This window comes from Anaerotruncus sp. DFI.9.16, from assembly GCF_024461615.1.
Classification (GTDB): Bacteria; Bacillota; Clostridia; order Oscillospirales; family Ruminococcaceae; genus Anaerotruncus; species Anaerotruncus massiliensis.
Map to the genome: position 1 here is coordinate 13711 of NZ_JANFZX010000019.1, position 22351 is coordinate 36061.

Below are 22351 nucleotides of genomic sequence, written 5' to 3' on the forward strand. Positions count from 1 at the left end.
AACCTGGTTGCGGGCAATCGCCCGTGATGGAGGAAGCGAATGAAATACTATGTAATTGAAGATCTGCTGCAGGCGATCGAAAAGAGCGGCCGTCCCTACGACCGCGAAAAGATCCTTGCGGCCTACGAGGTGGCCAGAGAGGCCCACAAGGGCCAGTGCCGCGTATCGGGGGAGCCGTATATCTCCCACCCGATCGCCGTCTCGATCATCCTGGTCGACCTCGGTATGGACAGCGAATGCGTCGAGGCCGCGCTGCTGCACGACGTGGTGGAGGACACCGACGTCACGGCCGAACAGGTGCAGAAGCAGTTCGGCGCGGACGTGGCGCTGCTCGTGGAGGGCGTGACCAAGCTGGGCAAGATCAGCTTCACCTCCCGCGAGGAGCAGCAGGCGGAGAACGTGCGCAAGATGCTGCTCGCCATGGCGCAGGATGTGCGCGTGATCATCATCAAGCTGGCCGACCGGCTGCACAACATGCGCACGATCGAGGTCATGCCCGAGCAGAAGCGCCGCGACAAGGCGCTTGAAACGATGGAGGTCTATGCGCCGCTGGCGCACAGGCTTGGTATCCGCGCGGTCAAGGAGGAGCTTGAGGACATCTCCCTGCGCTACCTCGACCCGGTGGCCTACCACGAGATTGAAAAGATGCTCGAGCTCAAAAAGGCCGACCGCCAGAGCTTCCTGGAAAAGATCAAGGCGAAGATCCGCGAGCGGCTCGCGTCGGAATACAGCGAGGTCTACATCGACGGGCGGGTCAAGAGCGTCTACGGCATCTACCGCAAGGTCTACATCCAGGGCCGCGCCTTCGAGGAGATCTTCGACATCTACGCGGTGCGTATCATCGTCGACTCGGTCAACGAGTGCTACAACATCCTCGGCATCATTCACGACCTCTTCCGGCCGCTGCCCAACCGCTTCAAGGACTACATCTCCACCCCTAAGCCGAACATGTACCAGTCGCTCCACACGACGGTCATCGACAAGGAGGGCATCCCCTTCGAGGTGCAGATCCGTACCTGGGATATGCACCACACGGCGGAATACGGCATCGCGGCCCACTGGAAATACAAGGCGGGCATCACAGGGCACGACAAGCTCGAGGAGCGCCTCGCGTGGATCCGCCAGCTCATCGAGAACCAGAAGGAGGCGGACGACGTCGAGGACATCGTCCGCTCGATCAAGAGCGACCTCTCGCCCGAGGAGGTCTACGTCTTCACGCCCAAGGGGGACGTGATCGCCCTGCCGGTGGGCTCGACGGTCATCGACTTCGCCTACGCCATCCACACCGAGGTGGGCAACCGGATGGTGGGCGCGAAGATCGACGGGCGGATGGTCGCGCTCGACACGCCGGTGCGCACCGGCCAGATCATCGAGGTCGTCACGACTAACGCGAAGGACCACGCGCCGAGCCGCGACTGGCTCAAGATCGTCAAGACGACCGAGGCGCGCAACAAGATCCGCAACTGGTACAAGAAGGAGCGCCGCGAGGAGAACATCGAGCAGGGCCGCGCCGAGCTGGAACGGGAGTTCCGCCGCAACATGATCACCCTGCCGGAGGGCAAGGCGAAGGAGTTCCTGCTCGCGATCGCCAAGCGCCAGCACTTCGAGGTGGTGGACGACTTTTTGGCGGCGGTCGGCTACGGTGGCGTGCTGCTCTCCAAGATCATGCCGCGCGTCAAAGAGGACTACGTCAAGATGTACCGCACCGTCGAGCCGGAGGATCCGACCGAGCGGGTGCCAATCAAGCCGCACCGCGTGAAGGGCGCCTCGAGCGGCGTGATCGTCGAGGGGCTGGACAGCTGCCTGGTCAAGTTCGCGCGCTGCTGCAACCCGCTGCCGGGGGACGAGATCATCGGCTTCGTGACGCGGGGCTTCGGCGTGTCGATCCATAAAAAGGACTGCGCGAACGTCATAAACTCCATCAACGACCCGAACAACGCCGAACGCTGGGTGCGGGCCGAATGGGCGATGGAGAGCGCCAAGAAGGAGCACTTCAAGAGCACGATCGAGATCGTCACCGACGACCGCATCGGCGCGCTGGCGGATATCTCGGTGGCGCTTTCCACGATGCGCATCTCGATCAGCACCCTGATGGCCCGCGAGGTCAAGACGGGGGAGAACATCGTGACGGTGACCTTCACGGTCAGCGACATCGATCAGCTCAACTTTATCATCGGAAACCTCAGAAAGATCCCGGGCGTGACGAGCGTCACAAGGTCTGTGCAGTAGCGGCCCGGAATAAACTGGTAGGGGGATCGCCATGAAAGCGGTATTGCAGCGGGTCTCGTCCGCGAAGGTCACGTCCGGCGGGCGGGTGCTCGGGGAGATCGGGCAGGGGCTCGCGGTCCTGCTCGGCGTCGTGACGGGCGACGGGGTGGACGAGGCGGATTTCCTCGCGGAAAAGGCCGCCGGCCTGCGCGTCTTCGAGGACGAAAACGGCAAGATGAACAAATCCCTGTTGGAGGTGGGCGGCGGGATGCTCGTCGTCTCCAACTTCACCCTCTGTGCCGACGCGCGGCGGGGGCGGAGGCCCTCCTTTACGGGCGCGGCCGCGCCGGAGGAGGCCAACGCCCTCTACCTGCGGTTCGTCGCCGCGGCGAAGGACACGGGCGTCTCCCCCGTCGAGACGGGGGCGTTCGGCGCGGATATGCGCGTCTCGATCGAGAACGACGGGCCGGTGACCATCCTGCTCGACACGGACGAAATCATGAAGAAATAACCCGCGCCCGGTCCCGGCGGCGTTTCCGCCGGGGACGGCGCGGGAATTGCTGCCAGAGGTGAAAAGATGAAAGTATACACGATGCCGGTCGGCACGATGGGCACCAACTGCTACATCGTCGCGGACGGGGAGGCTAGCGTGGTCATCGACCCGGGCTTCCAGGCGGAAAAGCTCGAGGCGTTCCTGAGGGAAAAGGGCCTGCACCCCGAATACATCCTGCTGACCCACGGGCACTACGACCACATCGGCGCGGTGCGGGCGCTGCGGGAGGCGTTCGGCTGCAAGCTGGCGGTCGGGCGGCGGGATCTCGAGATGCTCGCCGACCGCCGCAAGAGCCTCGCGATCATGCGCGGCATGACCGACGAGGACTACCTGCTCACCCCCGACCTGCTGCTCGGGGAGGGGGACGCGGTCACGGCGGGGCCGATGCGCTTCGAGGTGATCGACACCCCCGGACACACGGCGGGCGGGGTCAGCTACAAATGCGGCGACCTGCTCTTCACGGGGGACACCCTCTTCGCGGGGGACATCGGGCGGATCGACCTCTACGGCGGGGACTACCCGTCGATGCTCGCCTCGCTCAAAAAGCTCGCGGCGCTGCCGGGGGATTACCGGGTGCTGCCCGGCCACGGCCCCGAGAGCACCCTCGAGCGGGAACGCAGGCACAACCCCTACATGAGCGGAGCGGCGCATGACGGTCTTTATTGACGGGCACGCCTGCGGCTACGAGCTCCAGCGGCTCACACAGATGTTTTTCCCCGGCGAGAAGGTCGCCGTGGAGCAGGGCGCGCCCCCGGAGGATTTCGCGGGCGATTTTCTGCACGCCCGGTACCGGGAGGGGCTTCTCGAGGCGGTTTCGCGCCTGGGGGACGGCTCCCCCCGCGCCCTGCGGGCCGAGGCGCCCGCCGGGGGAACCGCCGGGCTGGAGCACCGCTTCGGCGTGCTGGCCTATACGCTTTTGTCCGAGGGGACGGGCGTCCGCCCGCCCTGGGGGGTGCTCACCGGCATCCGGCCGGTCAAGCTCTTCGCGGCGCGGATGGAGGAAGGGATGGACGAGGCGGCCCTGCGCCGCCATTTTATGGACGAGCGGCTGGTGAGCGGGGAAAAGTTCTCCCTCGCCGTGGAGACGGCCGCCGTTGAGCGGGAGCTGCTTTCCCGGTCGACGCCCGACAGCTTTTCCCTCTACGTCTCAGTGCCCTTCTGCCCGACCCGGTGTGCCTACTGCTCGTTCGTCTCCCACTCGGTCGAGCAGGCCGCGAAGCTGATCCCCGACTATGTGGACCGGCTGTGCGGCGAGCTGGCCGCCACCGGAGAGATCGCGCGGGAGCTGGGGCTTCGGCTGCGTACCGTCTATTTCGGCGGCGGCACCCCCACCACCCTCACGGCGGACCAGCTCTCCCGCGTGATGGACGCGGTCGCGGCGCATTTCGACGTGGCCTCGGCGTGGGAATACACCGTCGAGGCGGGCCGCCCCGACACGGTCACGGAGGACAAGCTGCGCGCCATCAAGGCGGGCGGCGGGCGGCGGGTGAGCATCAACCCGCAGACCCTCTCGGACGGGGTGCTCGCGGAGATCGGCCGCCGCCACACGTCGGCGCGGTTCTTCGAGGCGTTCGAGCTCGCGCGGAAGGTGGGCTTCGACTGCATCAACACCGACCTGATCGCCGGACTTCCGACCGACACGCCCGAGGGCTTTCGCGCGAGCGTCGACGGGGTGCTCGCCCTCGCGCCCGAAAACGTCACGGTGCACACGCTGACGGTCAAGCGGGCCTCCCGGCTCTCCTTCGGCGAGGCGCGCGCCGAGCTCGCGCTCGTGGACGGGATGGTCGGCTACGCGCGCCGCGCGGCGGCGGCCGCGGGCCAGCGGCCCTACTACCTCTACCGGCAGAACGGCACCCTCGCAAACCTCGAAAACGTCGGCTATTCGCTGCCCGGCCGGGAGGGACTCTACAACGTCTACATCATGGACGAGACGCACACCATCCTCGCGGTGGGGGCGGGCGCGTCCACCAAGCTGCGCCACCCGGTCACCGGGGAGATCGAGCGGGTCTATAACTACAAGTACCCCTACGAGTACCTTTCCCGGTTCGACGAGGTCCTGCGGCGCAAAAAGCGGGTGCGGGAATTTTACCTGGAATAGGAAATCCGCGGCGGGCGCTTGTAAAAGCCCCGGCCAGCGTGTATAATATCCCTAGAATCTAACGGACGGAGGTCATGCTGATATGGGAACCATTGATAACCTGATCATCAAGGCGAAGGATTTGGCGAGCGCGGCCGGGAGCAAGGCGCAGGAGGTCGCGGAGCAGACGAAGGTCCGCGTGCAGGCCGCGCAGCTCAAAAACGACATCGACGCGAACTACCTGAAGCTCGGGGAGATCATCTACGAGCTCCGGAAATCGGGCGCGGAAAACGAGGAGCTCATCAACATGTGCATCGAGGAGATCTCCTCCCAGCTCGCGGAGCTCGACGAGCTCAACGGCCGGCTCGACGAGATGAAGCGGGTGCTGCGCTGCCCCGAGTGCATGAAGGAGAACCCGCTCGACGCGCTCTACTGCCAGCGGTGCGGCGCTTCCCTCAAGGAGCAGGCGCCCATCGAGCCGGAGGCGGCCGAGGCCCCGGAAGCGCCGGAGGCGCCCGCCGGGGATACCCCCGCGGAATAAGAAAACCATGAAAAAGGCGGAGATTCGTTTAGAATCTCCGCCTTTTTGCGTCTGTGGTCAGTCGTCCTCGAAGTCGAGGAACTTATACGCGGGCACGCCCAATGTCTTCGCGATATCGAACAGCAAATCCAAAGAAATGGCTTGTGCGATATTCGGTGCCTCAACCTGGCCGATATACGATGGATTCTTTCCGATCCTCTCAGCCAACTGTTCTTGAGACAAACCGCGCAGCCGCCGATAGTAGGAAACTTTTAAACCCAGCTTTATATACTCATCCCGATATTCAAACTTCATATTGGATTCCCCCCATATAAAGTTTACCAAGACCTCTTGAAAATTATTATCAAGTGATATATAATGAACATTAGGTATTAACTAATAAAAATTATATTCCAGACAATAAAGGAGAAAAGGATGGACGTTTACAAGGAAATGTATCTGAGGCTGTTCAACGAGATGACGGACATCAAAGACCTTGCGTCGGGCATGGCGACGCAGGCGTCGGAGATCGGTTACCGCGTCAAGGCGGCGCAGGCCGCGGTGGAAGAGATGTTTTTGGCGGCCGAGGAAAAAAAGGAAGCGGGCACGGATTAGTGCCCGCTTCCTTTTTACCGTCACAGCTTCTTTCATTTCGGGGTTGATGTATCGTCCGGGATATGCTATACTATTTATTTATCTAATAGACACGAATGTGGACGAAAAAGAGAGAAAAGAAAAAGGAAGGGTCCAATGGAAGAGAGAAAAGAAAACCGCATGGGCACCATGCCGGTGGGCAAGCTGCTGGTGACGATGTCCCTGCCGATCATGATCTCGATGCTGATCCAGGCGCTCTACAACATCGTGGACAGCATCTTCGTGGCGCAGATCGGGGAGAATGCGCTCACGGCGGTGTCGCTGGCCTTCCCGGTGCAGAACCTCATCATCGCGGTGGGCATCGGCACCGGCATCGGCATCAACTCGCTGCTCTCCCGCAGGCTTGGGGAGCGTCGCTTTGACGACGCGAACGCGGCGGCGGAAAACGGCATCCTGCTCTCCCTCTGCAACTGGCTGGTCTTCGCCATCTTCGGGGGGCTGTTTTCGGAGGCGTTTTTCCGCGCCTTCACCGAGAACCCCGAGATCATCTCGATGGGCACCGACTACCTGACGGTCTGCACCGTCTTTTCGTTCGGCTGCTTCATGCAGTTCGCCTGCGAGCGGATCTTGCAGGCCACGGGCATCACGATCTACAACATGATCACCCAGGCGACCGGCGCGATCATCAACATCATCCTTGACCCGATCATGATCTTCGGCCTCTTCGGGTTCCCGAGGCTGGGAGTCAAGGGCGCGGCGATCGCCACCGTCATCGGGCAGATCGTGGCGATGCTGATGGGGCTGTGGTTCAACGCGAAGAAAAATAAGGAAGTCCACATGGATTTCCGGCATTTCCGTCCGAACGGCCGCATCATCGGAGAAATTTACAAGGTGGGCGTGCCGTCGATCGTCATGCAGTCGATCGGCACGGTCATGACCATCGGCATGAACAAGATCCTCATCGCCTTTTCGGAGACGGCGGTCGCCGTGTTCGGCGTCTACTTCAAGCTCCAGAGCTTCGTCTTCATGCCGATCTTCGGGCTCACCAACGGCCTCGTGCCGATCGTGGCCTACAACTACGGCGCGCGCAAGCGCACCCGGATCACCGCTTCGATCCGCCTGGCGCTCGTCTACGCGCTGAGCATCATGGCGCTCGGCCTGCTGATCTTCCAGCTCTTTCCGGTGCCCCTGCTCCGCCTTTTCAAGGCGTCCGACGCGCTGCTCTCCATCGGCGTGCCCGCCCTGCGGATCATCAGCATCAGCTTTTTGGGCGCGGGGGTCGGCATCGTGCTCTCCTCGGTCTTCCAGGCGATGGGCAACGGCGTGCTCAGCCTGACCATGTCGGTCGCGCGCCAGCTCGCGGTGCTGCTGCCGGTGGCCTGGCTGATGGCGCGGTTCGTCGGCCTCGACGCCGTGTGGGCCGCGTTCCCCGTCTCGGAGTACGTGTCGGTGACGATCGCGCTTTTCATGTACCGCTATGTCTACCACAACCACATCGCGACCCTCGCGGACGAGGCGTAGCCGCCCCGCTCCCGCGTACCCGTTTTCGCAAACGGAAAAGCCGCCTCGTCAGAGGCGGCTTTTTTTCACGCGGTGCGGGGGACGCGCCCGGCCGCGGGCCGGGCGGACGCGTTCTGCGAACGCGTCCCCGCGCGGATGCGCGGGTTCCGCCGCCTGTGTCTCCCGCCGCGCTCAGATGCGGTCGATGAGGCCGAGAGTGATTTTGGCGCAGCGCCGGGCGGCGTGCCCGACGAAGGTGTCGTAGTCCATGCCGCCGCTGTCGTCGGCGCCGTCCGAGATGCACCGCACGACGGCGAAGGGCACCCCGCTCAGGTAGCAGGCGTGGCCGACCGCCGCGCCCTCCATCTCGATGGCGTCGGCGCGGGTTTCGCGGGCGATCCGCTCCTTGACGGCGGAATCGGTGACAAACTGCTCGCCCGAGACGATCTCTCCGCGCACGCAGCGGACCCCCTGTCCGGCGGCGAGCTCCTCCACGAGGGAGGCGAGCCGCTCGTCGGCGGGAAAGCGGGAGCAGTGGGGGAAATACTTTTGCAGCAGGCGTTCCTCGAGGTCGTGGTAAAAGACGGTGCGCGCCGCGACGAGGTCGAGGATGCGCAGCCTGTCCGAGAGCGCGCCGGCGACGCCGCTGTTGATCACATAGTCCGCGCCGAAGCGGGAGATGAGCATCTGCGCGCAGACGGCGGCGTTGACCTTGCCGACGCCGCAGGTGGCTGCGACGACCCGTTTGCCCGCGCGCTCGGCCGAAAGGAATTCACAGCGGCCCACGGTTTGGATTTCCCCGTGGGAGAGGGCCTCGCGGATGAGGTCAAATTCGCTGTCCATCGCGCAGATGACGCCGATCGTAACCATAAAAATCAAGTCCTCCAAACGGTTCAGATGCTCCCATTCTACCCGAAAGGGCGGGGGAATGCAACCGCGGTATAGTAATAAACGGCCCGCTGTGGTAATATAGGTGTATTAATTCGGGACGGGGGTGTGGGAATGGAGCAGCGCCACAGGCACGGCTATCTGTATGGGACGATGGTGCTGGCGGCCGGGACGGTGGTCGTCAAACTGATCGGCGCGCTTTTCAAGATCCCGCTCACCAACATCCTCGGCGGCGTGGGCATGAGCTACTTCAACGTCGCCTATGAGCTCTACTATCCGCTCTACGCCCTCTTTGTGTCGGGCGTGCCGGTGGCGGTCTCCAAGCTCGTCAGCGAGAGCATGGCCTGCGGGCGCGCGCGCGACGCGCGCAAGCTCCTGCGGGTGGCGGGGGCGGCCTTCCTCGCGGTCGGCGCGGCGGGAAGCCTGCTCATGTTTTTCGGCGCGGGGTGGTTTTCCGCCCGGGTGCAGAACCCGGGCTCGGTGTGGGCGGTGCGGATGCTCTCCCCGGCGCTCTTCTTCGGCTGCCTGATGGCGGCGCTGCGCGGTTACTGGCAGGGGATGCAGGACATGGCCCCCACCGCCGTCTCGCAGATCGTCGAGGCGGTCGCGAAGCTCGCGTTTGGGCTGGCGCTCTCCTACGGCGTGACGGTGGCGGGCCTGCGGCAGTTCTCCCTGGAGGAGACGGTGTTCGGCGCGCCCTGCGCCTCGGCGCAGGAGGCGCAGATCGCGGTGCTGCCCTACGCGGCGGCGGGCGCGATCCTCGGCGTGACGGTCAGCACCCTCTGCGGCGCGGTCTACATGGCCGCGCGCCACAGACTCGGGCGCGGCGCGATCACCCCCGAGCAGTGGAAGGCGTCGCCGCCCGCGGCCCCGTCCCGCGCGCTGCTCAAACGGCTGGTCGCGATCGCGGTGCCGGTGTGCGTCGCCTCGCTCATCACCAACCTCACCTCCTTCATCGACCTCATCTCGGTGATGAACCGCCTGGGCCACGCGATCACCCGGCACCCGGGCGTGATCGAGGGCATCTACGAGGGGCTCATCCCGGGCGGGGTGGGCCGGGAGATGCTCGCCTCCTACCTCTACGGCTGTTATTCGGGGCTGGCGGTGCCGGTCTATAACCTGGTGCCCTCGCTCACCACGACGATCGGCGTGAGCCTGCTGCCCGCCGTGTCGGCGGCGTGGGCGGTGCGCGACCGGAGGGCGCTGGAGCGCAACGTCGCGTCCGCGTTGCGGCTGGCCTCCCTCATCGCGATGCCGGCGGGGCTGGGCATCTGCGCGATGGCCGGCCCGGTGCTGCGGCTGCTCTTCTTCTCCAAGCCGATGGAGTCGGCGGTCATCTCCCCGGCGCTCCACCTGATGGGGCTGAGCGCGATCTTTGTGGCGCTCTCGCTGCCGGTCAACGCGATTTTGCAGGCGGTCGGGCGCGCCGACCTGCCGGTCAAACTGCTGCTGGCAGGCGGCGGGCTCAAGCTCGTGCTCAACTTCCTGCTCGTGGCGGTGCCCCGGCTCAACATCCAGGCCGCGCCCGTCGGGACGCTCGTCTGCTACGCGTTCGTGCTCTTCGTGAGCTTTGGGGTGCTGGTAAATTCTACCGGGGTGCGCATCCCGGTGGGGCCGGTCTTCGGGAAGCCGTTTTTCGCGGCGGTCTGCTGCGCGGTCGGGGCATGGGCCGCAAACGGACTTCTGGAGCGGGTTTGCGGCAGTCAGCTCGCGGCGGTGGGCGGCGTGTCGATCGGCGTCGTCATTTATGTTTTTGTCGTCTTATTGACTAAAACCGTCACCAAAGAGGACATATTAATGGTGCCGGGCGGCGAAAAGTTTGCAAAGCTACTTGAAAAGCGCTCCCTTTTAGGGTAGAATACTAAAAGCAGCCCCAAATGGGCCTGTAAAGGGGGCGCGGCGGGCATGCCGGTGCAGTTTGAGCGCAAGCAGAAATACGACGTGGGGGACCTGATTACGATCATGTCCCTGCTCCGCGGAGAGGGCGGCTGCCCGTGGGACCGCGAGCAGGACCACCACTCGATCCGCAGGAACTTCATCGAGGAGACCTATGAGGTCTGCGAGGCGATCGACAACGACGACCCGGTCCTCCTTCAGGAGGAGCTGGGGGACGTGCTTCTTCAGGTGGCGTTCCACGCGCGCATGGAGGAGGAGGCGGGCCGTTTCGATTTCGGCGACGTGTGCGACGGCATCTGCAAAAAGCTGATCGTCCGCCATCCCCATGTGTTCGGCGAGACGAAGGTCGCGGACAGCGGCGAGGTGCTCGTCAACTGGGACCGCATCAAGGAGCGGACCAAGGGCCAGAAGACGGCGACCGAGACGCTCAGGAGCGTGAGCGCGGCGCTTCCGGCGCTCATGCGCAGCGAAAAGGTGCAGCACCGCGCAGCGAAGGTCGGGTTCGACTACCCGGATACCGACGGGGCGCTGCGGGACCTTGAAAGCGAGGTCGCGGAACTGCGGGAAGCGATTTCCGAAGGGGACGCGGCGCACATCGATGAGGAATTGGGGGACGTGCTCTTCGCGGCGGTCAACGTGTCCCGGTTTACCCATGTGGACGCGGAGCAGAGCCTCGGGCAGGCGTGCGAAAAGTTCATCGACCGGTTCGAGCAGGTGGAGGCGCTTGCGCGGGAGCGGGGCGTGGACATGAAGACGGCCGGCATCGAAAAGCTGGACGAGCTGTGGAAGCAGGCCAAGAAACGAAACGCCGCCAAGCCAACCGACTGATTATCCCAGGCAGTTGCTGTCTGAAGATATAACAATGTTTAATTTAATTTACGGAGGGCATTCAAAATGACAAAAGCAGAGCTCATCACCGCGGTTGCGGAGAAATCTGGACTTTCCAAGAAGGACAGCGAGAAGGCCGTCGGCGCGGTTGTCGACGCGATCACCGACGCGCTGAAGGCCGGCGAGAAGGTTGCTCTGGTCGGTTTTGGAACCTTTGAGACCAAGACCCGCAACGAGCGCAAGGGCATCAATCCGATCACCAAAGAGGAGATCACGATCGCCGCGGCGACGGTTCCCTCCTTCAAGGCCGGCAAGGCGCTCAAGGACGCTGTCTCCGGCAAGTAAGACCGTTTCACCAAAAGGCCTGCCGCGTCGCAAGATGCGGCAGGTTTTTGCATCTGGAGGAAGCATATGCGACTGGATAAATATCTCAAAATCACCCGGCTCATCAAGCGGCGCACCGTGGCCAATGAGGCGTGCGACGCGGGGCGGGTGACGGTCAACGGCAAGGTGGCGCGCGCCTCCTACGACGTGAAGGAGGGGGACGTCGTCGAACTGAACCTCGGCCATAAGCCCCTGCGGGTGCAGGTGCTCAAGGTGAGCGAATACGCCACCAAGGACACCGCCGCCGAGGGCTACAAGGTCATCGACTGAGGATCGGCGCACGGGCCGCCGGAGGATTCCCTCCGGCGGCCCGTTCATATTTTGGCGCGCCCCCTCATAGGTATTAGAGATCAATTGACGGGGGAGGCGGACGCGGGTGGTCGAGGAAAAGAGGAATCTGGGGCCGCACAACATCATCATGGAGGACCGCAGGAGGCTGACGGTGACGGGAGTGACCGACGTGGACAGCTTCGACGAGCAGACGGTGGTCGTCTACTGCGAGACGGGGGAGCTGGCGATTCGCGGCGAGGGGCTGCACATCAGCCGGATCGACGTGGAGACGGGGGACCTGAACCTCGAGGCCGCGCGGATCGACGGGCTGTCCTACGCGGATAACCACCCGGCGCGGGGCGGTTTTTTCGGCAAATTATTCCGCTGACGGAAGGTAGAATGGAAGGACGGGGGGAAGCCGATGGAGATCACGGTCGCGGGGCAGACGTGGCTCTTTTTACTGTCCGTCGCGCTGGGCGCGGCGCTCGGGGTGTGCTACGACGTCTTCCGGATTCTGCGCATCGCCTTCCGGCATCCCTCCCTGGCCGTCCTGCTGGAGGACATCCTTTTTTCGCTTGCCGCGGCGGGCGCGACGTTCGCTTTCCTGCTCACAACGGGCAACGGGCAGCTGCGCGCCTTTTTCCTGATCGGGGAGCTGGTGGGGTTTTCCCTCTACCACTGCACCCTCGGCGCGCTGCTCATCGGCGCGGCCAAAGGGATCATCGCGGCCATCCGGTGGCTTTTTGGGCTGATTTACCGGATCTTTGTGGCGCCGGTCCTGCGCCTGTTAGAAAAGATTCAGGGCTTTTTGGCGAAAATCATGAAGCAATCGGCAAAATGTATAAAAAATAAAGCGAAAAATTCGAGGATACCCTTGAAAAAGCACAGTCATTTATTGTATAATTTAAAAAAGCGACTTCAGTGGGACGGACAGAAGAAAAACGTGAAGGAACAGGAGCAACCCGGTTCATGAAAAGTGTACGTGGAAAAAAGAAGAGCCTGTTTATCCGGTTTTGTATCTTCGCCTTCGCCGCTTACGTCGTGGTAAGCCTGATTACGCTGCAGATGGAGATCTCCTCCAAGCGTAATCTGCTCGCTAACGTAACCGCGCAGCTGGAAGACCAGGTCGTTGCAAACAAGGAGGTCGAGCGGCAGATCGCCTTGGGGGACGACCGGGATTTTATGGCCCGTATCGCGCGCGACAAGCTCGATATGGGTGTGGCGGACGAGCGCGTATTCCGTGACACAGCGGGCACGTGAGCCCGCTTTTTGGCGTGTCTGGAGCCGGAAGGGCTTCTCGATAAAACACAAGATCGTTAAGGAGGCAGCGTAACATTTATGCAGCTTGAGGTAGGGAGTATTCTGGAGGGCAAGGTCACCGGCATCACAAAGTTCGGCGCGTTCATCGAACTGCCGGGCGGCAAGACCGGAATGGTACATATTTCGGAAGTGGCGTCCTCCTATGTCAAGGAAATTTCCGATTACCTGTCGATGGGCCAGATGGTCAAGGTCAAGGTCATCGGGATCACCCCTGAGGGTAAGGTCAGCCTGTCGATCAAACAGGTGGCGCCCGCCCCGGCTGCGGCTGAGCGTCCCAACACGCCGCGCCCCTTCCGCCAGGGAGGCCCCGGCGCGCCCGGCGACCGTCCGGCGCGCCCGCCCTATCAGCGCAGGCCGCCCCGCGAGGTCTCCTACGGGTTCGACCGGCGACAGGACATCACGAGCGAGAACATGTCCTTCGAGGACATGATGAGCAAGTTCAAGCAGAAGAGCGAGGACAAGATGTCCGACCTCAAGAAATATACCGACATGAAGCGCGGGACGGCGCGGAGCAGAAATTCACCCAAATGATTCCAAAGGGCGCCGCGGCGCCCTTTTCCTTTTGAAAAGAGAAGCGGAAAACAGGAGGACGGGCATGGTAATCGTCAACGCGGACGTCCGCACGATGGCGGGCGAAAGATTTGAACACGGATACATCCACATGGACGGCGGAAAGATCGTCTCGGTCGGCCCGATGGAGCGCGCGCCGCGGGACGCGGAGCGGTTCGACGCGGCGGGCGCGGTCGCGCTGCCCGGGCTGGTCGACGCCCACTGCCACATCGGCATGTGGGAGGACGGGCTCGGCTTCGAGGGGGACGACGGCAACGAGGACACCGACCCGGTCACGCCGCAGCTGCGCGGCCTGGACGGGGTGAACCCGCTCGACCGGGCGTTCACCGAGGCGCTCGACTGGGGGGTCACGACCGTCGTGACCGGTCCCGGCAGCGCCAACCCGATCGCGGGGCAGATGTGCGCGATGAAGACCTGCGGCCGCCGGGTGGACGACATGCTCCTCGCCGCGCCGCTGGCGGTCAAGATGGCGATGGGGGAGAACCCCAAGACGAGCTACCACGAGAAGCAGCAGGGCCCCGCCACCCGCATGGGGATCGCGGCGGCCATCCGCGAGCAGCTCGCGAAGGCGAAGAAGTACGGCGAGCAGCTCGAGCGGGCGGCCGCGGACGACGACTTCGACGAGCCCGAGTACGACGCGAAGTGCGAGGCGCTGCTGCCGCTCCTGCGCGGGGAGATCAAGGCGCATATCCACGCCCACCGCGCCGACGACATCTTCACCGCCATCCGCATCGCGAAGGAATTCGGCTTTCCCTACGTGATCGTCCACGGCACCGAGGGGCACCTCGTGGCCGACCTGCTGGCCCGGGAGGGCGCGGCGGTCATCGCCGGTCCGCTGCTCGGCGCGCGCTCCAAGCCGGAGCTCAAAAACGCCGACGACGGCGGCGCGGGCGCGCTCGACCGCGCGGGGGTGAAGGTCGCGGTCGCGACCGACCACCCCGAGCTGCCCTGCCGCTTCCTGCTTTTAAGCGCGCAGGTCGCTGCCCAGAACGGCATGGACCCCGGCGCGGCGCTGCGGGCGGTCACCTCCACGGCGGCGGAGATCTGCGGGCTGGAGGGCCGCGTGGGCGCGCTCGCGCCGGGACGGGACGCGGACGTTCTGCTCTATGAGGAGGAGCCGCTGGAGACCCACCAAAAGCCGTTCGCGGTCTTCGTCGACGGAAGGAGGGTGCGCTGATGCGGGAGATTCCACGGGAGGCCGTCGTCGAGGCGGTGAAGGCGCTCTGCATCGAGGCCAACCGGGTGCTTCCGGCCGACCTCAAGGAGCGGCTGTGCGGGGCCTGTCGGGCGGAGGAGTCGCCGCTCGGACGGGAGGTGCTCTCCGACATCGTGCGCAACTACGAGACGGCCGAGGCGCTCTCCATCCCCGTCTGCCAGGACACCGGCATGGCGGTCGTCTTTGCCGAGCTCGGGGAGGACGCGCATGTGTCGGGCCTGGAGGAGGCCGTCAACGAGGGGGTGCGCCGGGGCTACACCGAGGGGCTGCTGCGCTGCTCGGTGGTCGGAGACCCGCTGCGGCGGCAAAACACCGGCGACAACACCCCCGCCGTGCTGCACCTGCGGCTGGTGCCGGGGGACAGGCTCACCCTCACCGTCGCGCCCAAGGGGGCGGGCAGCGAGAACATGAGCTCCATCCGCATGATGACCCCGGCGGCCTCCGAACAGGACCTGATCGACGCGGTCGTGCGGGCGGTGGAGGCGGCGGGGAGCAACCCCTGCCCGCCGGTCGTGGTCGGGGTCGGCATCGGCGGCAACTTCGAGGGGTGCGCGCTGCTCGCGAAACGCGCCCTCTGCCGGGACACGGCCGTGCGCAATCCCGATCCGCTCTACGCCTCGCTTGAGGAACGGATGCTCGAGGGGATCAACCGCACAGGCATCGGGCCGCAGGGCTTCGGGGGCCGGGTGACGGCGCTGGCGGTCAACATCGAGGCGGGGGCGACCCACATCGCGAGCCTGCCGCTGGCGGTGAACATGGGCTGCCATGTGACGCGGCACGCCTGCCGGACGATTTGAGTCCTGTTTGTTAATTTTCCACGAACCCTCCGATACCCCCTTGTAAATTCGCCCAATGTCCTGTATAATAAAGGTAAGATAATTGGGTAAAATGTTAAAAGCAGGCTTGCCTGTTTTGCTATAAAACAAAGGGGTTGAATTTATGAACATCACCATCACAGCACGGAAAACCTCTGTTCGCGACTCTTTCAAGGAAAGGATCGACCGGAAACTCGCCAAGCTGGACCGGTTCTTTGACGACAGCGCGAACGCGATCGTCACGGTGACCAACGAGGGCGACCGCGAGACCGTCGAGGTCACCATCCAGTCGCGGGGTATGTTCTATCGCGCGGAGAAAACCACCTCCGACCGCTTTGACTCCCTGGAGGCCGTGGTGGACTCCCTCTTCCGCCAGATCGTGAAGAACAAGAACAAGCTTGGCAAGCGCCTGCGGGACACCGCGTTCGACGCGGCGAACGTCGAGGTGGGCGAGGAGCAGGAGTCGGAGGCCCCGGAGTACGCCGTCAAGCGTGTCAAACGGTTCGCGCTGCGCCCGATGGACGTGGAGGAAGCGATCCTCCAGATGAACATGGTCGGGCACGAGTTCTTCGTCTTCCTCAACGCGGAGACGAACGAGATCAACGTGGTCTACAAACGCCACAATGGAACTTACGGGATTCTCGAGCCGACGGTCGGCTGACGATACAGCACTCCCACAGGCCGGTCCCCCACGCTCCCCGCGTGGGGGACCGGCTTTTCGGCGGGAATTTCTTGTAACCGCCGGGCATTTGTGATAGGATAAAGGTAATTTCACGGGCGGAGGTGCGCGGATGCTCTGCAAAAAATGCGGAAACAACGTCAAAAGCGATTTCAAATACTGCCCCTACTGCGGCGAACGGATCGTCAGCGACTACCACGACCACTATGAGGAGCTGACCCCGCCCTTCCTCGTCCGGGAACCGGACGAGCCGGACGATGCGGCGGCGTGGTACGCGTCCGTGCCGGGGGAGCGGGCGCCCGACTTTTCGCTTCCGCCCACGGACGTGCCGGAGGAGCCTCCCCTCGCGCCCGGGGTCTTCCCGCAGGAGGACCCGGAGGACGACCTCGCGCCGCCCCATTTCCAGGTTTCCCTGCCGGAGGAGCCTGCTCCCGGCGGGTACGGCGACCCCCTCTTCGGCGCGGACGGACCCCCGGCAAGCGGGAGGTACGCCGCGCCCGCAGGCTTCGAGCCGGTGGACGACCCGGCCGGGCCGTCGGAGGCGCCCTATTTCGTCTACCGTCCGGAACCGGCCGCGCGGATCCCCGGAACCGAACCCGCCGGGGAAACGCCCTCCGCGCCCCCCGCGCGGGAGATTCCCCGCAGGGGCGCGGACAAGCCGAAGGCGGGCCCGGGCATCGTGGTCAAGCTGCTGATCATCGTGGGGGTGCTGATCGCCGCGGGAGCGGCGTCCTGGTTCGGATACCGCCTGCTGGGCGGCGGACCCGCGCCCTTCCGGAATACCGACTTTTCAGCGATGTTTGCGCGGGTTTACGGTCTGTAAACATTTAAAAACCCCCTTGCGCATTGGCAATACAGCGTGTATAATATAGACATGCCACATATGAAAAGATCTGGAGATTCGGAGGGGGGCCCCTGGGGGGCATACCGAAAGAACGGACTCATATGTGCGGTAAACAGGCGGAGCCGCGCGAAGCGAGGCTTCGCCTGTTGCGTTGAAGGGAGGCGCGTGAAAATGAAAAAGGTGCTGGTCGCCATGAGCGGCGGCGTGGACAGCTCGGTGGCGGCGCTGCTCCTGAAGGAGCGGGGCTATGAGGTGGGCGGCGCGACGTTCGAGCTCTTCGACGGCTGCCCCGAGCAAAACGTCTCCGACGCGAAGGCGGTCTGCGAAAAGCTCGGCATCCCGCATTACGTCTTCGATTACCGCGCCCTCTTTTCCGAGCGGGTGCTCGACTGCTTCGCGGACGGCTACCTGCGCGGCGAGACGCCCAACCCCTGCATCGCCTGCAACCGGAGCATCAAGTTCGGCGCGTTCGCGCGGGACGCCGAGCGTCTCGGGTATGGCTGCATCTCGACGGGGCACTACGCGGCGGTGCGGTTCGACGAGGCGTCGGGCCGCTACCAGCTGTGGCGCAGCGCCCAGCCCCGCAAGGACCAGTCCTACGTGCTCTACCACCTGAACCAGCGTCAGCTTTCGATGCTGCTGCTGCCGCTCGACCGTTATGACAAGAGCGAGGTGCGCGCGCTGGCCGCGAAAGCGGGGCTGCCGGTGCAGTCCAAATCGGACAGCCAGGACATCTGCTTCGTGCCGGACGGCGACTATGTCTCCTTCATCGCCCGGCACACCGGAAAGCCCCCCGAGGAGGGGGATTACCTTGACGACGCGGGCAACGTGATCGGACGGCACCGGGGGGTGCTGCACTATACGATCGGGCAGCGCAAGGGGCTTGGGGTCGCCTTCGGAACCCACCGTTATGTGAGCCGCCTTGATCCGGAGCACAACACTGTCACCCTGTCGGACGAGTCGGCGGTCTTCCGCGACACGCTGTTCGCGGACGGGCTGCGGCTCATTTCGGGCGGCGCGCTCGGCGGGCCGCTTTCGGTGCGGGCCAAAATCCGCTACGCGCACACCCCCGCCCCGGCCACTGTCTATCCCCTCGGAGAGGGGGAGGTGCGGGTGCGGTTCGATTCCCCGCAGCGCGCGATCACGCCGGGACAGGCCGTGGTCTTTTACGACGGGGAACGCGTGGTGGGCGGCGCGACCATCCGCGCGGCAGGACAGGATAAGGAGTGATATCGATGAACCTACTCGTCCCGATTGTCATGATCGTGGCCTCCAACGTGCTCTACAACCTCTTCACCAAGACGATGCCGGCGGGTGCGAACCCGTTCGCCGCGCTCGTGATCACCTACCTGACCGCGGGCGCGGTCTCCTTCGGGATGCTGCTCGTGACCGCGCAGGGGGATTCGGCGGCCGCCTTCCGCTCGATCAACTGGACGAGCGCCGCGCTCGGCGCGTCGATCGTCGGGCTGGAGCTCGGCTATATCTACGCCTACCGCGCAGGCTGGAACATCAGCGTCTGTTCCCTCGTCGCCAACATTGCGCTCGCCGTCATCCTGCTCTTTGTGGGACTGCTCTTTTTCAGCGAGAAGCTCTCCCACAACCAGCTGATCGGTATCGTGCTCTGCGTAGCCGGACTGTTCTTCCTCAACCGCCGATAGGTGTAGTTGCCGGGTCCCGCCCCGGCGGGCGGCCCCATTTCTTGTACGGACAAGAAATGGGGGAAAGAAGCCGCAGGGGGCTGCGCCCCCTTGACCCCCACGCCGCGACAAATGGGCCTTTGGCCCAGAAAGTCGCGTCCCCGTATGACGGATCGAAGTACCAGTCTACAGCAGCCCGTCAGCCGCCGCGCCGCAGGCGCAACGCCTCTTCCCGAGAGCCTCAGGAACGCTCTTACAGGTGCACCCGGGGAGATACGGCGGTTGGGAGCGCCCGCAACCTGAATTGAGCCCTCAGCTAGTGTACCTGTGGGGAGTGACGGTAACCGGCGGGTACTGGCAAGGCGTCTCCCGGGGATTCCAAAGGACCCGGCGGAGGGTCCTTTGGCGTCCTTCTTTGGTGACTTTCTTTGACGTAAAGAAAGTCACTCGCTGTCGGTCGACTACCGACAAGCTCCGCCGCTCACGAGCGGCAAATCTAAGAAGCGCCGCCGGTCGACCACCGGCAAGCTCCGCTGCTCGATGAGCGGCAAACCTAAGAACGCCCCTACCGGCGGGCAGACGGCAAGCTCCGCCGCTCGAGGAGCGGCAAACCAAAAAGGAACCGGCCCTGCGGCCGGTTCCTTTTGTTTCTCACTTCACTTTGATGAGGATGGGATTTTCGAGCACCCCGACGACGTCGAGCGTCTTGGGGTCGACCGCGCTGAGATAGACGGTGCCCTCGTGCTCGCCCGGGGCGAGCGGCTCACGGAGGTCGACCTGGGATATGTACTGGTTGGGGGCGATGTACTGGGAGCGGTAGAGGACGCTCTCGTCCCCGTCCGCGGTCAGCTCGACGACCATAAGGTATTCGTTGAACGCGGGGTTCTGCACGTTGAGCCCGCCGCCCGTGCCGTCCGACTGGAAGGTGACGGTGGAGCTGACGCGGTATCCGAAGAGGTTTTCACCGGGGGATTTTTCATTCCAGGGCGCGCCGGGCGGGGTGCCCGTCTGGGCGGCGGGGTCGAGCCCCTCCACCCGGAAGGCGCTTTTGACTTCGCCGGAAGAACCGTTCAGGTTGCGAAGGAAGAGGAAAAGCCCCAGCGCGATGAGGATGGCGCAGAGGATGGAGAGCACCAGCACAAGCGCGGTATGGGGACGGGAACGCTGTCGCAGCATAAGCAATCACCTCGAAAAAATCCCCGCCGCGCGGGGAAGAATCAAGCCCGTCAGGTGATCTTGCGCAGGATCTTTGGGCGGAACCAGCCGCGGTAGATGCGCAGCACCTGGGAGAGCAGAAAATCGTACATAAAGAGGGTGAAGTTGACCAAGGCGAGGGCGACGACGATGGTATACTTCCCGAAGTCGCCCCAGCCCTCGAGCATGTCGGGGATACCGAAGACGTAGAGCATCACATAGTAGAAGGCGACGATGACGCCGTTGAAGAGCAGGAATTTGAGCAGATAGGCGATGGGCCGGGGGGCGCGTTCGAGACGGGACTTGAGCATGGGGTAGTAGCCGAGCAGCATGACGAAGAGGACCTTGGCCTCCTGGTCGGGGACGATGAACATGGCGAGCACCGAGACGGCAACGTAGACAAGCATGGCGGTCTTGGTGCCGTTCTCCTCCTCGACGGCGATGAGGACGATGCCGGCCATCGCGGGGAAGACGTAGGAGGAAAAGGGGATCAGGCCGGTCATGAACATCATCAGCAGACAGAGGGCGGCGGAGAGGCCGCCGATCGCCACCTGGGTACTTTTTTTCATAGACGGACGCCTCCGATGGTTCTGATGCGGGCCTGCGGCGCCCGGAAAGCGCGAGGGACGGCGGGCGGCTCAGAAGCAGCTGTTGCCGCAGCAGTCCATGCAGCAGTTGGCGCAGTACATGGCGGCGCAGATGTCGCAGCAGCTGCACCCGCCGACGGAGCCGGTCTGGTAGGAGCCGCCGCCGTACTGGGGGCGGCCGTTCTGCCGCTGCCAGAGCAGCTGATTGTAGGCGGCGGAATACTCGCTGTTCTGGGGGTTCATCTGGCAGGCCTTCTGGAAGCTCTGGAGCGCGTCGTCGAGCCATCCGCGCGAATAGTAGATGCTGCCCTTGAGGAAGTACCACTCCGCGTCGCGGCTGGCGGCGGCCACGCCGTCGAGGAGCTCCTGCGCCTCGGCCAGCCGTCCGGAATTGATCATGCGTCGGATGTCCGCGAACTGGGAAGCGCCCTGCGCATAGGCGCCGCCCGAATAGCTGCCGGACTGTCCGCCCGCCCGGCGCTGCGCGACGATCGCGTCGTATGCCTGGTTGATCTCCTGCATCTTCTCCTCGGCCAGGTCGGACAGGGGGTTGTTCGCATAGTTGTCCGGGTGATACTTTTTGGCAAGCTCCCGGTATGCGGCCTTCACCTGTTCGTCGGTGGCGTTGGGGGAGATCCCTAAGACCTTATACGGATCTGTCATCGGTTTTCAGTCTCCTTTGGCAGCAAGATTCGTTCGACGGTATCACGCAGGCCGAGGTGGATGACGTTGTCCAGGATCGGCTTATAGTCGTGCAGGCCGATCAGCTCGTACGCCTTGATGATCTCCCCGATCGTCAAAAAGAGGGAGCCCTTGGCGTTTTCGCGGATGGAGGCGAGCTGTTCGGGCGTGGGGGAAGGCGTCTTCTCCCGCAGCAGGAAGGGGTTGTAGCTGTGGCGGCGGGCGTCCTCCTCGAGGTCATCGAGCGCGTCGGCCAGATAGACGTACCGGCCGAGCAGGTAGCCGAACCGTTCGAGCACCCGCTTCTGGGTGCTGTCGTTGGTGAGCAGGCCGCAGATGCCCGAGAGGGCGAGCGCGGAGGGCTCGCAGGCGCGGTCGACGCTGTCGCACTGTTCGTCCTCGAGCGCGCTCTGCTTGCTGATCGTCTCATAGATGATCTGCGCCACACCGGGGAAGCGGTCGGCCGCCTTTTTGTAGGCGTGCCGCGCGAAGGGCGTGGCGAGCGCCGCGCCCAGCCGGGAGCCGAAGCCGCCGTCGCGGTAGTTGTCGAGCACCTTGTAATAGAGCATGATCATCGCGACGCCCGAGGAAAAGTCGAGCTGCCCGCAGCTGGGGCAGCAGGGGATTTTTCTGAGCGGGTTGAGCATGCAGCGCCCGGGGGCGAAGGCGAGGTGTTCTCCCGAGAGGGACAGGTCGAGCAGCGCGAGGAAGGTGAAGTCGTAGCTGAGGGTCAGCCGGGCGAAGGGGCCGTACTCCCGGCCGAGCTGTTTGCAGAGTCCGCAGTAGACCGCCTTATAGGTTTCGTACTCGCAGACCCGCAGCATGCCTTTGAAGGGCTTGATGTAACCAAACATTAGTGTCTCCCGATCGGGTGAAGATTTTCCGCGGAACGGCAGGTTTTTTCACCCTGTCCGCGATGGGCAAAACCGGGGAATCCTTGTAAAAAACGTGCGATCCGCGCCCGGGGCGCGGATTTTCCGGCAATTTTCACAGAACTTTCTGAACTCTCTTATTTTACACGAAAAGGCCGTGAATTTGTTTAATAAACTATGAATTCCACGAAATAACGTTATGGATTTGTGATTCAAAA

General features: G+C 63.9%; 27 protein-coding genes. 21 read left to right on the forward strand and 6 right to left on the reverse strand.

The features are described from left to right. The first annotated feature begins 39 nt into the window (after nt 1-39). The 5 genes from NE609_RS09215 (at nt 40) to NE609_RS09235 (ending at nt 5379) form a co-directional block, all read left to right on the forward strand. Nucleotides 40-2229 (forward strand): bifunctional (p)ppGpp synthetase/guanosine-3',5'-bis(diphosphate) 3'-pyrophosphohydrolase, encoded by a 2190-nt coding sequence (locus NE609_RS09215; protein WP_121586529.1) that lies wholly within the window; start codon nt 40-42, stop codon nt 2227-2229. A gap of 31 nt (nt 2230-2260) precedes the next feature. Further along, complete coding sequence (dtd, locus tag NE609_RS09220) at nt 2261-2719, forward strand: D-aminoacyl-tRNA deacylase (protein WP_256152352.1); 459 nt, start codon at nt 2261-2263, stop codon at nt 2717-2719. 66 nt (nt 2720-2785) lie between these two features. After that, a complete protein-coding gene (locus tag NE609_RS09225; RefSeq protein ID WP_101551450.1) occupies nt 2786-3427 on the forward strand; it encodes an MBL fold metallo-hydrolase in 642 nt (213 codons plus the stop codon). Continuing rightward, nucleotides 3411-4859: a coproporphyrinogen dehydrogenase HemZ gene (hemZ, locus tag NE609_RS09230; RefSeq protein WP_256152353.1), complete on the forward strand. Its 1449-nt coding sequence runs from the start codon at nt 3411-3413 to the stop codon at nt 4857-4859. The genes NE609_RS09225 and hemZ overlap by 17 nt, the downstream gene beginning before the upstream one ends. Nucleotides 4860-4941: 82 nt before the next feature. After that, nucleotides 4942-5379, forward strand: coding sequence for a hypothetical protein (locus NE609_RS09235; protein ID WP_121586532.1), 438 nt, complete (start codon nt 4942-4944; stop codon nt 5377-5379). A 57-nt stretch (nt 5380-5436) separates the two neighbouring features. Here the strand turns inward: NE609_RS09235 and NE609_RS09240 are convergent, their stop codons facing one another. Then, on the reverse strand, nt 5437-5673 hold the full coding sequence (locus tag NE609_RS09240) for a helix-turn-helix domain-containing protein (RefSeq protein ID WP_101551444.1): 237 nt from the start codon (nt 5671-5673) through the stop codon (nt 5437-5439). Nucleotides 5674-5793: 120 nt separating this feature from the next. Here NE609_RS09240 and NE609_RS09245 point away from each other — a divergent pair, with 120 nt between their 5' ends. Both NE609_RS09245 and NE609_RS09250 read left to right on the forward strand, forming a co-directional pair. Further along, the gene (locus NE609_RS09245; RefSeq protein WP_121586533.1) at nt 5794-5973 is read left to right on the forward strand and encodes a hypothetical protein; all 180 of its coding nucleotides are present in this window, start codon (nt 5794-5796) and stop codon (nt 5971-5973) included. A 135-nt stretch (nt 5974-6108) separates the two neighbouring features. Beyond that, complete coding sequence (locus NE609_RS09250) at nt 6109-7473, forward strand: MATE family efflux transporter (RefSeq protein WP_101551439.1); 1365 nt, start codon at nt 6109-6111, stop codon at nt 7471-7473. A 171-nt stretch (nt 7474-7644) separates the two neighbouring features. Here NE609_RS09250 and NE609_RS09255 read toward each other — a convergent pair whose 3' ends face one another. Then, nucleotides 7645-8322, reverse strand: coding sequence for a 5'-methylthioadenosine/adenosylhomocysteine nucleosidase (locus tag NE609_RS09255; RefSeq protein ID WP_121586534.1), 678 nt, complete (start codon nt 8320-8322; stop codon nt 7645-7647). A gap of 132 nt (nt 8323-8454) precedes the next feature. On the opposite strand from NE609_RS09255, the gene NE609_RS09260 reads away from it, so the two are divergent. From NE609_RS09260 to NE609_RS09325, 14 genes are all read left to right on the forward strand, one after another. Continuing rightward, nucleotides 8455-10197, forward strand: coding sequence for a polysaccharide biosynthesis protein (locus NE609_RS09260; protein ID WP_256152354.1), 1743 nt, complete (start codon nt 8455-8457; stop codon nt 10195-10197). A 48-nt stretch (nt 10198-10245) separates the two neighbouring features. Then, nucleotides 10246-11064: a nucleoside triphosphate pyrophosphohydrolase gene (gene mazG, locus NE609_RS09265; RefSeq protein ID WP_186895821.1), complete on the forward strand. Its 819-nt coding sequence runs from the start codon at nt 10246-10248 to the stop codon at nt 11062-11064. A 66-nt stretch (nt 11065-11130) separates the two neighbouring features. Next, nucleotides 11131-11409, forward strand: coding sequence for an HU family DNA-binding protein (locus tag NE609_RS09270; protein WP_101551433.1), 279 nt, complete (start codon nt 11131-11133; stop codon nt 11407-11409). Nucleotides 11410-11475: 66 nt separating this feature from the next. Then, nucleotides 11476-11718 (forward strand): RNA-binding S4 domain-containing protein, encoded by a 243-nt coding sequence (locus tag NE609_RS09275; RefSeq protein ID WP_121586536.1) that lies wholly within the window; start codon nt 11476-11478, stop codon nt 11716-11718. A 106-nt stretch (nt 11719-11824) separates the two neighbouring features. Then, complete coding sequence (locus NE609_RS09280; protein WP_101551428.1) at nt 11825-12106, forward strand: YabP/YqfC family sporulation protein; 282 nt, start codon at nt 11825-11827, stop codon at nt 12104-12106. A gap of 33 nt (nt 12107-12139) precedes the next feature. Continuing rightward, a complete protein-coding gene (gene yabQ, locus NE609_RS09285) occupies nt 12140-12691 on the forward strand; it encodes a spore cortex biosynthesis protein YabQ (protein ID WP_256152355.1) in 552 nt (183 codons plus the stop codon). Continuing rightward, nucleotides 12688-12978: a septum formation initiator family protein gene (locus NE609_RS09290; protein ID WP_121586537.1), complete on the forward strand. Its 291-nt coding sequence runs from the start codon at nt 12688-12690 to the stop codon at nt 12976-12978. Before yabQ ends, NE609_RS09290 begins: the two co-directional genes overlap by 4 nt. Before the next feature lie 78 nt (nt 12979-13056). Further along, a complete protein-coding gene (locus NE609_RS09295; RefSeq protein WP_101551421.1) occupies nt 13057-13569 on the forward strand; it encodes a S1 RNA-binding domain-containing protein in 513 nt (170 codons plus the stop codon). 64 nt (nt 13570-13633) lie between these two features. Next, a complete protein-coding gene (locus NE609_RS09300) occupies nt 13634-14785 on the forward strand; it encodes an amidohydrolase (RefSeq protein WP_121586538.1) in 1152 nt (383 codons plus the stop codon). Next, nucleotides 14785-15621 (forward strand): fumarate hydratase, encoded by an 837-nt coding sequence (locus NE609_RS09305; RefSeq protein WP_121586539.1) that lies wholly within the window; start codon nt 14785-14787, stop codon nt 15619-15621. The genes NE609_RS09300 and NE609_RS09305 overlap by 1 nt, the downstream gene beginning before the upstream one ends. 142 nt (nt 15622-15763) lie before the next feature. Next, a complete protein-coding gene (gene hpf, locus NE609_RS09310) occupies nt 15764-16300 on the forward strand; it encodes a ribosome hibernation-promoting factor, HPF/YfiA family (protein ID WP_101551415.1) in 537 nt (178 codons plus the stop codon). A gap of 130 nt (nt 16301-16430) precedes the next feature. After that, the gene (locus tag NE609_RS09315) at nt 16431-17141 is read left to right on the forward strand and encodes a hypothetical protein (protein WP_256152356.1); all 711 of its coding nucleotides are present in this window, start codon (nt 16431-16433) and stop codon (nt 17139-17141) included. A 186-nt stretch (nt 17142-17327) separates the two neighbouring features. After that, nucleotides 17328-18392, forward strand: coding sequence for a tRNA 2-thiouridine(34) synthase MnmA (gene mnmA / locus NE609_RS09320; RefSeq protein WP_186895822.1), 1065 nt, complete (start codon nt 17328-17330; stop codon nt 18390-18392). A 5-nt stretch (nt 18393-18397) separates the two neighbouring features. Then, entirely contained in the window at nt 18398-18820 is a 423-nt protein-coding gene (locus NE609_RS09325) for an EamA family transporter (RefSeq protein ID WP_101551408.1), read from the forward strand. Between the two features lie 630 nt (nt 18821-19450). Here NE609_RS09325 and NE609_RS09330 read toward each other — a convergent pair. The 4 genes from NE609_RS09330 to NE609_RS09345 all read right to left on the reverse strand — a co-directional run bounded on the left by NE609_RS09330 (nt 19451) and on the right by NE609_RS09345 (nt 22115). Next, nucleotides 19451-19975, reverse strand: coding sequence for a hypothetical protein (locus tag NE609_RS09330; protein ID WP_256152357.1), 525 nt, complete (start codon nt 19973-19975; stop codon nt 19451-19453). Between the two features lie 50 nt (nt 19976-20025). Further along, nucleotides 20026-20562: a hypothetical protein gene (locus NE609_RS09335; RefSeq protein ID WP_256152358.1), complete on the reverse strand. Its 537-nt coding sequence runs from the start codon at nt 20560-20562 to the stop codon at nt 20026-20028. Between the two features lie 69 nt (nt 20563-20631). After that, the gene (locus NE609_RS09340) at nt 20632-21243 is read right to left on the reverse strand and encodes a J domain-containing protein (protein ID WP_256152359.1); all 612 of its coding nucleotides are present in this window, start codon (nt 21241-21243) and stop codon (nt 20632-20634) included. Next, nucleotides 21240-22115: a DUF5685 family protein gene (locus NE609_RS09345; protein ID WP_256152360.1), complete on the reverse strand. Its 876-nt coding sequence runs from the start codon at nt 22113-22115 to the stop codon at nt 21240-21242. Before NE609_RS09345 ends, NE609_RS09340 begins: the two co-directional genes overlap by 4 nt. Between the last annotated feature and the right edge of the window lie 236 nt (nt 22116-22351).

What these genes read in the sequence shown, in the direction of transcription:
- NE609_RS09215 (WP_121586529.1), top strand. Translation starts at nt 40, where the DNA reads ATGAAATACTATGTAATTGAAGATCTGCTGCAGGCGATCGAAAAGAGC.
- dtd (WP_256152352.1), top strand. Translation starts at nt 2,261, where the DNA reads ATGAAAGCGGTATTGCAGCGGGTCTCGTCCGCGAAGGTCACGTCCGGC.
- NE609_RS09225 (WP_101551450.1), top strand. Translation starts at nt 2,786, where the DNA reads ATGAAAGTATACACGATGCCGGTCGGCACGATGGGCACCAACTGCTAC.
- hemZ (WP_256152353.1), top strand. Translation starts at nt 3,411, where the DNA reads ATGACGGTCTTTATTGACGGGCACGCCTGCGGCTACGAGCTCCAGCGG.
- NE609_RS09235 (WP_121586532.1), top strand. Translation starts at nt 4,942, where the DNA reads ATGGGAACCATTGATAACCTGATCATCAAGGCGAAGGATTTGGCGAGC.
- NE609_RS09240 (WP_101551444.1), bottom strand. Translation starts at nt 5,673, where the DNA reads ATGAAGTTTGAATATCGGGATGAGTATATAAAGCTGGGTTTAAAAGTT.
- NE609_RS09245 (WP_121586533.1), top strand. Translation starts at nt 5,794, where the DNA reads ATGGACGTTTACAAGGAAATGTATCTGAGGCTGTTCAACGAGATGACG.
- NE609_RS09250 (WP_101551439.1), top strand. Translation starts at nt 6,109, where the DNA reads ATGGAAGAGAGAAAAGAAAACCGCATGGGCACCATGCCGGTGGGCAAG.
- NE609_RS09255 (WP_121586534.1), bottom strand. Translation starts at nt 8,322, where the DNA reads ATGGTTACGATCGGCGTCATCTGCGCGATGGACAGCGAATTTGACCTC.
- NE609_RS09260 (WP_256152354.1), top strand. Translation starts at nt 8,455, where the DNA reads ATGGAGCAGCGCCACAGGCACGGCTATCTGTATGGGACGATGGTGCTG.
- mazG (WP_186895821.1), top strand. Translation starts at nt 10,246, where the DNA reads ATGCCGGTGCAGTTTGAGCGCAAGCAGAAATACGACGTGGGGGACCTG.
- NE609_RS09270 (WP_101551433.1), top strand. Translation starts at nt 11,131, where the DNA reads ATGACAAAAGCAGAGCTCATCACCGCGGTTGCGGAGAAATCTGGACTT.
- NE609_RS09275 (WP_121586536.1), top strand. Translation starts at nt 11,476, where the DNA reads ATGCGACTGGATAAATATCTCAAAATCACCCGGCTCATCAAGCGGCGC.
- yabQ (WP_256152355.1), top strand. Translation starts at nt 12,140, where the DNA reads ATGGAGATCACGGTCGCGGGGCAGACGTGGCTCTTTTTACTGTCCGTC.
- NE609_RS09290 (WP_121586537.1), top strand. Translation starts at nt 12,688, where the DNA reads ATGAAAAGTGTACGTGGAAAAAAGAAGAGCCTGTTTATCCGGTTTTGT.
- NE609_RS09295 (WP_101551421.1), top strand. Translation starts at nt 13,057, where the DNA reads ATGCAGCTTGAGGTAGGGAGTATTCTGGAGGGCAAGGTCACCGGCATC.
- NE609_RS09300 (WP_121586538.1), top strand. Translation starts at nt 13,634, where the DNA reads ATGGTAATCGTCAACGCGGACGTCCGCACGATGGCGGGCGAAAGATTT.
- NE609_RS09305 (WP_121586539.1), top strand. Translation starts at nt 14,785, where the DNA reads ATGCGGGAGATTCCACGGGAGGCCGTCGTCGAGGCGGTGAAGGCGCTC.
- hpf (WP_101551415.1), top strand. Translation starts at nt 15,764, where the DNA reads ATGAACATCACCATCACAGCACGGAAAACCTCTGTTCGCGACTCTTTC.
- NE609_RS09315 (WP_256152356.1), top strand. Translation starts at nt 16,431, where the DNA reads ATGCTCTGCAAAAAATGCGGAAACAACGTCAAAAGCGATTTCAAATAC.
- NE609_RS09325 (WP_101551408.1), top strand. Translation starts at nt 18,398, where the DNA reads ATGAACCTACTCGTCCCGATTGTCATGATCGTGGCCTCCAACGTGCTC.
- NE609_RS09330 (WP_256152357.1), bottom strand. Translation starts at nt 19,975, where the DNA reads ATGCTGCGACAGCGTTCCCGTCCCCATACCGCGCTTGTGCTGGTGCTC.
- NE609_RS09335 (WP_256152358.1), bottom strand. Translation starts at nt 20,562, where the DNA reads ATGAAAAAAAGTACCCAGGTGGCGATCGGCGGCCTCTCCGCCGCCCTC.
- NE609_RS09340 (WP_256152359.1), bottom strand. Translation starts at nt 21,243, where the DNA reads ATGACAGATCCGTATAAGGTCTTAGGGATCTCCCCCAACGCCACCGAC.
- NE609_RS09345 (WP_256152360.1), bottom strand. Translation starts at nt 22,115, where the DNA reads ATGTTTGGTTACATCAAGCCCTTCAAAGGCATGCTGCGGGTCTGCGAG.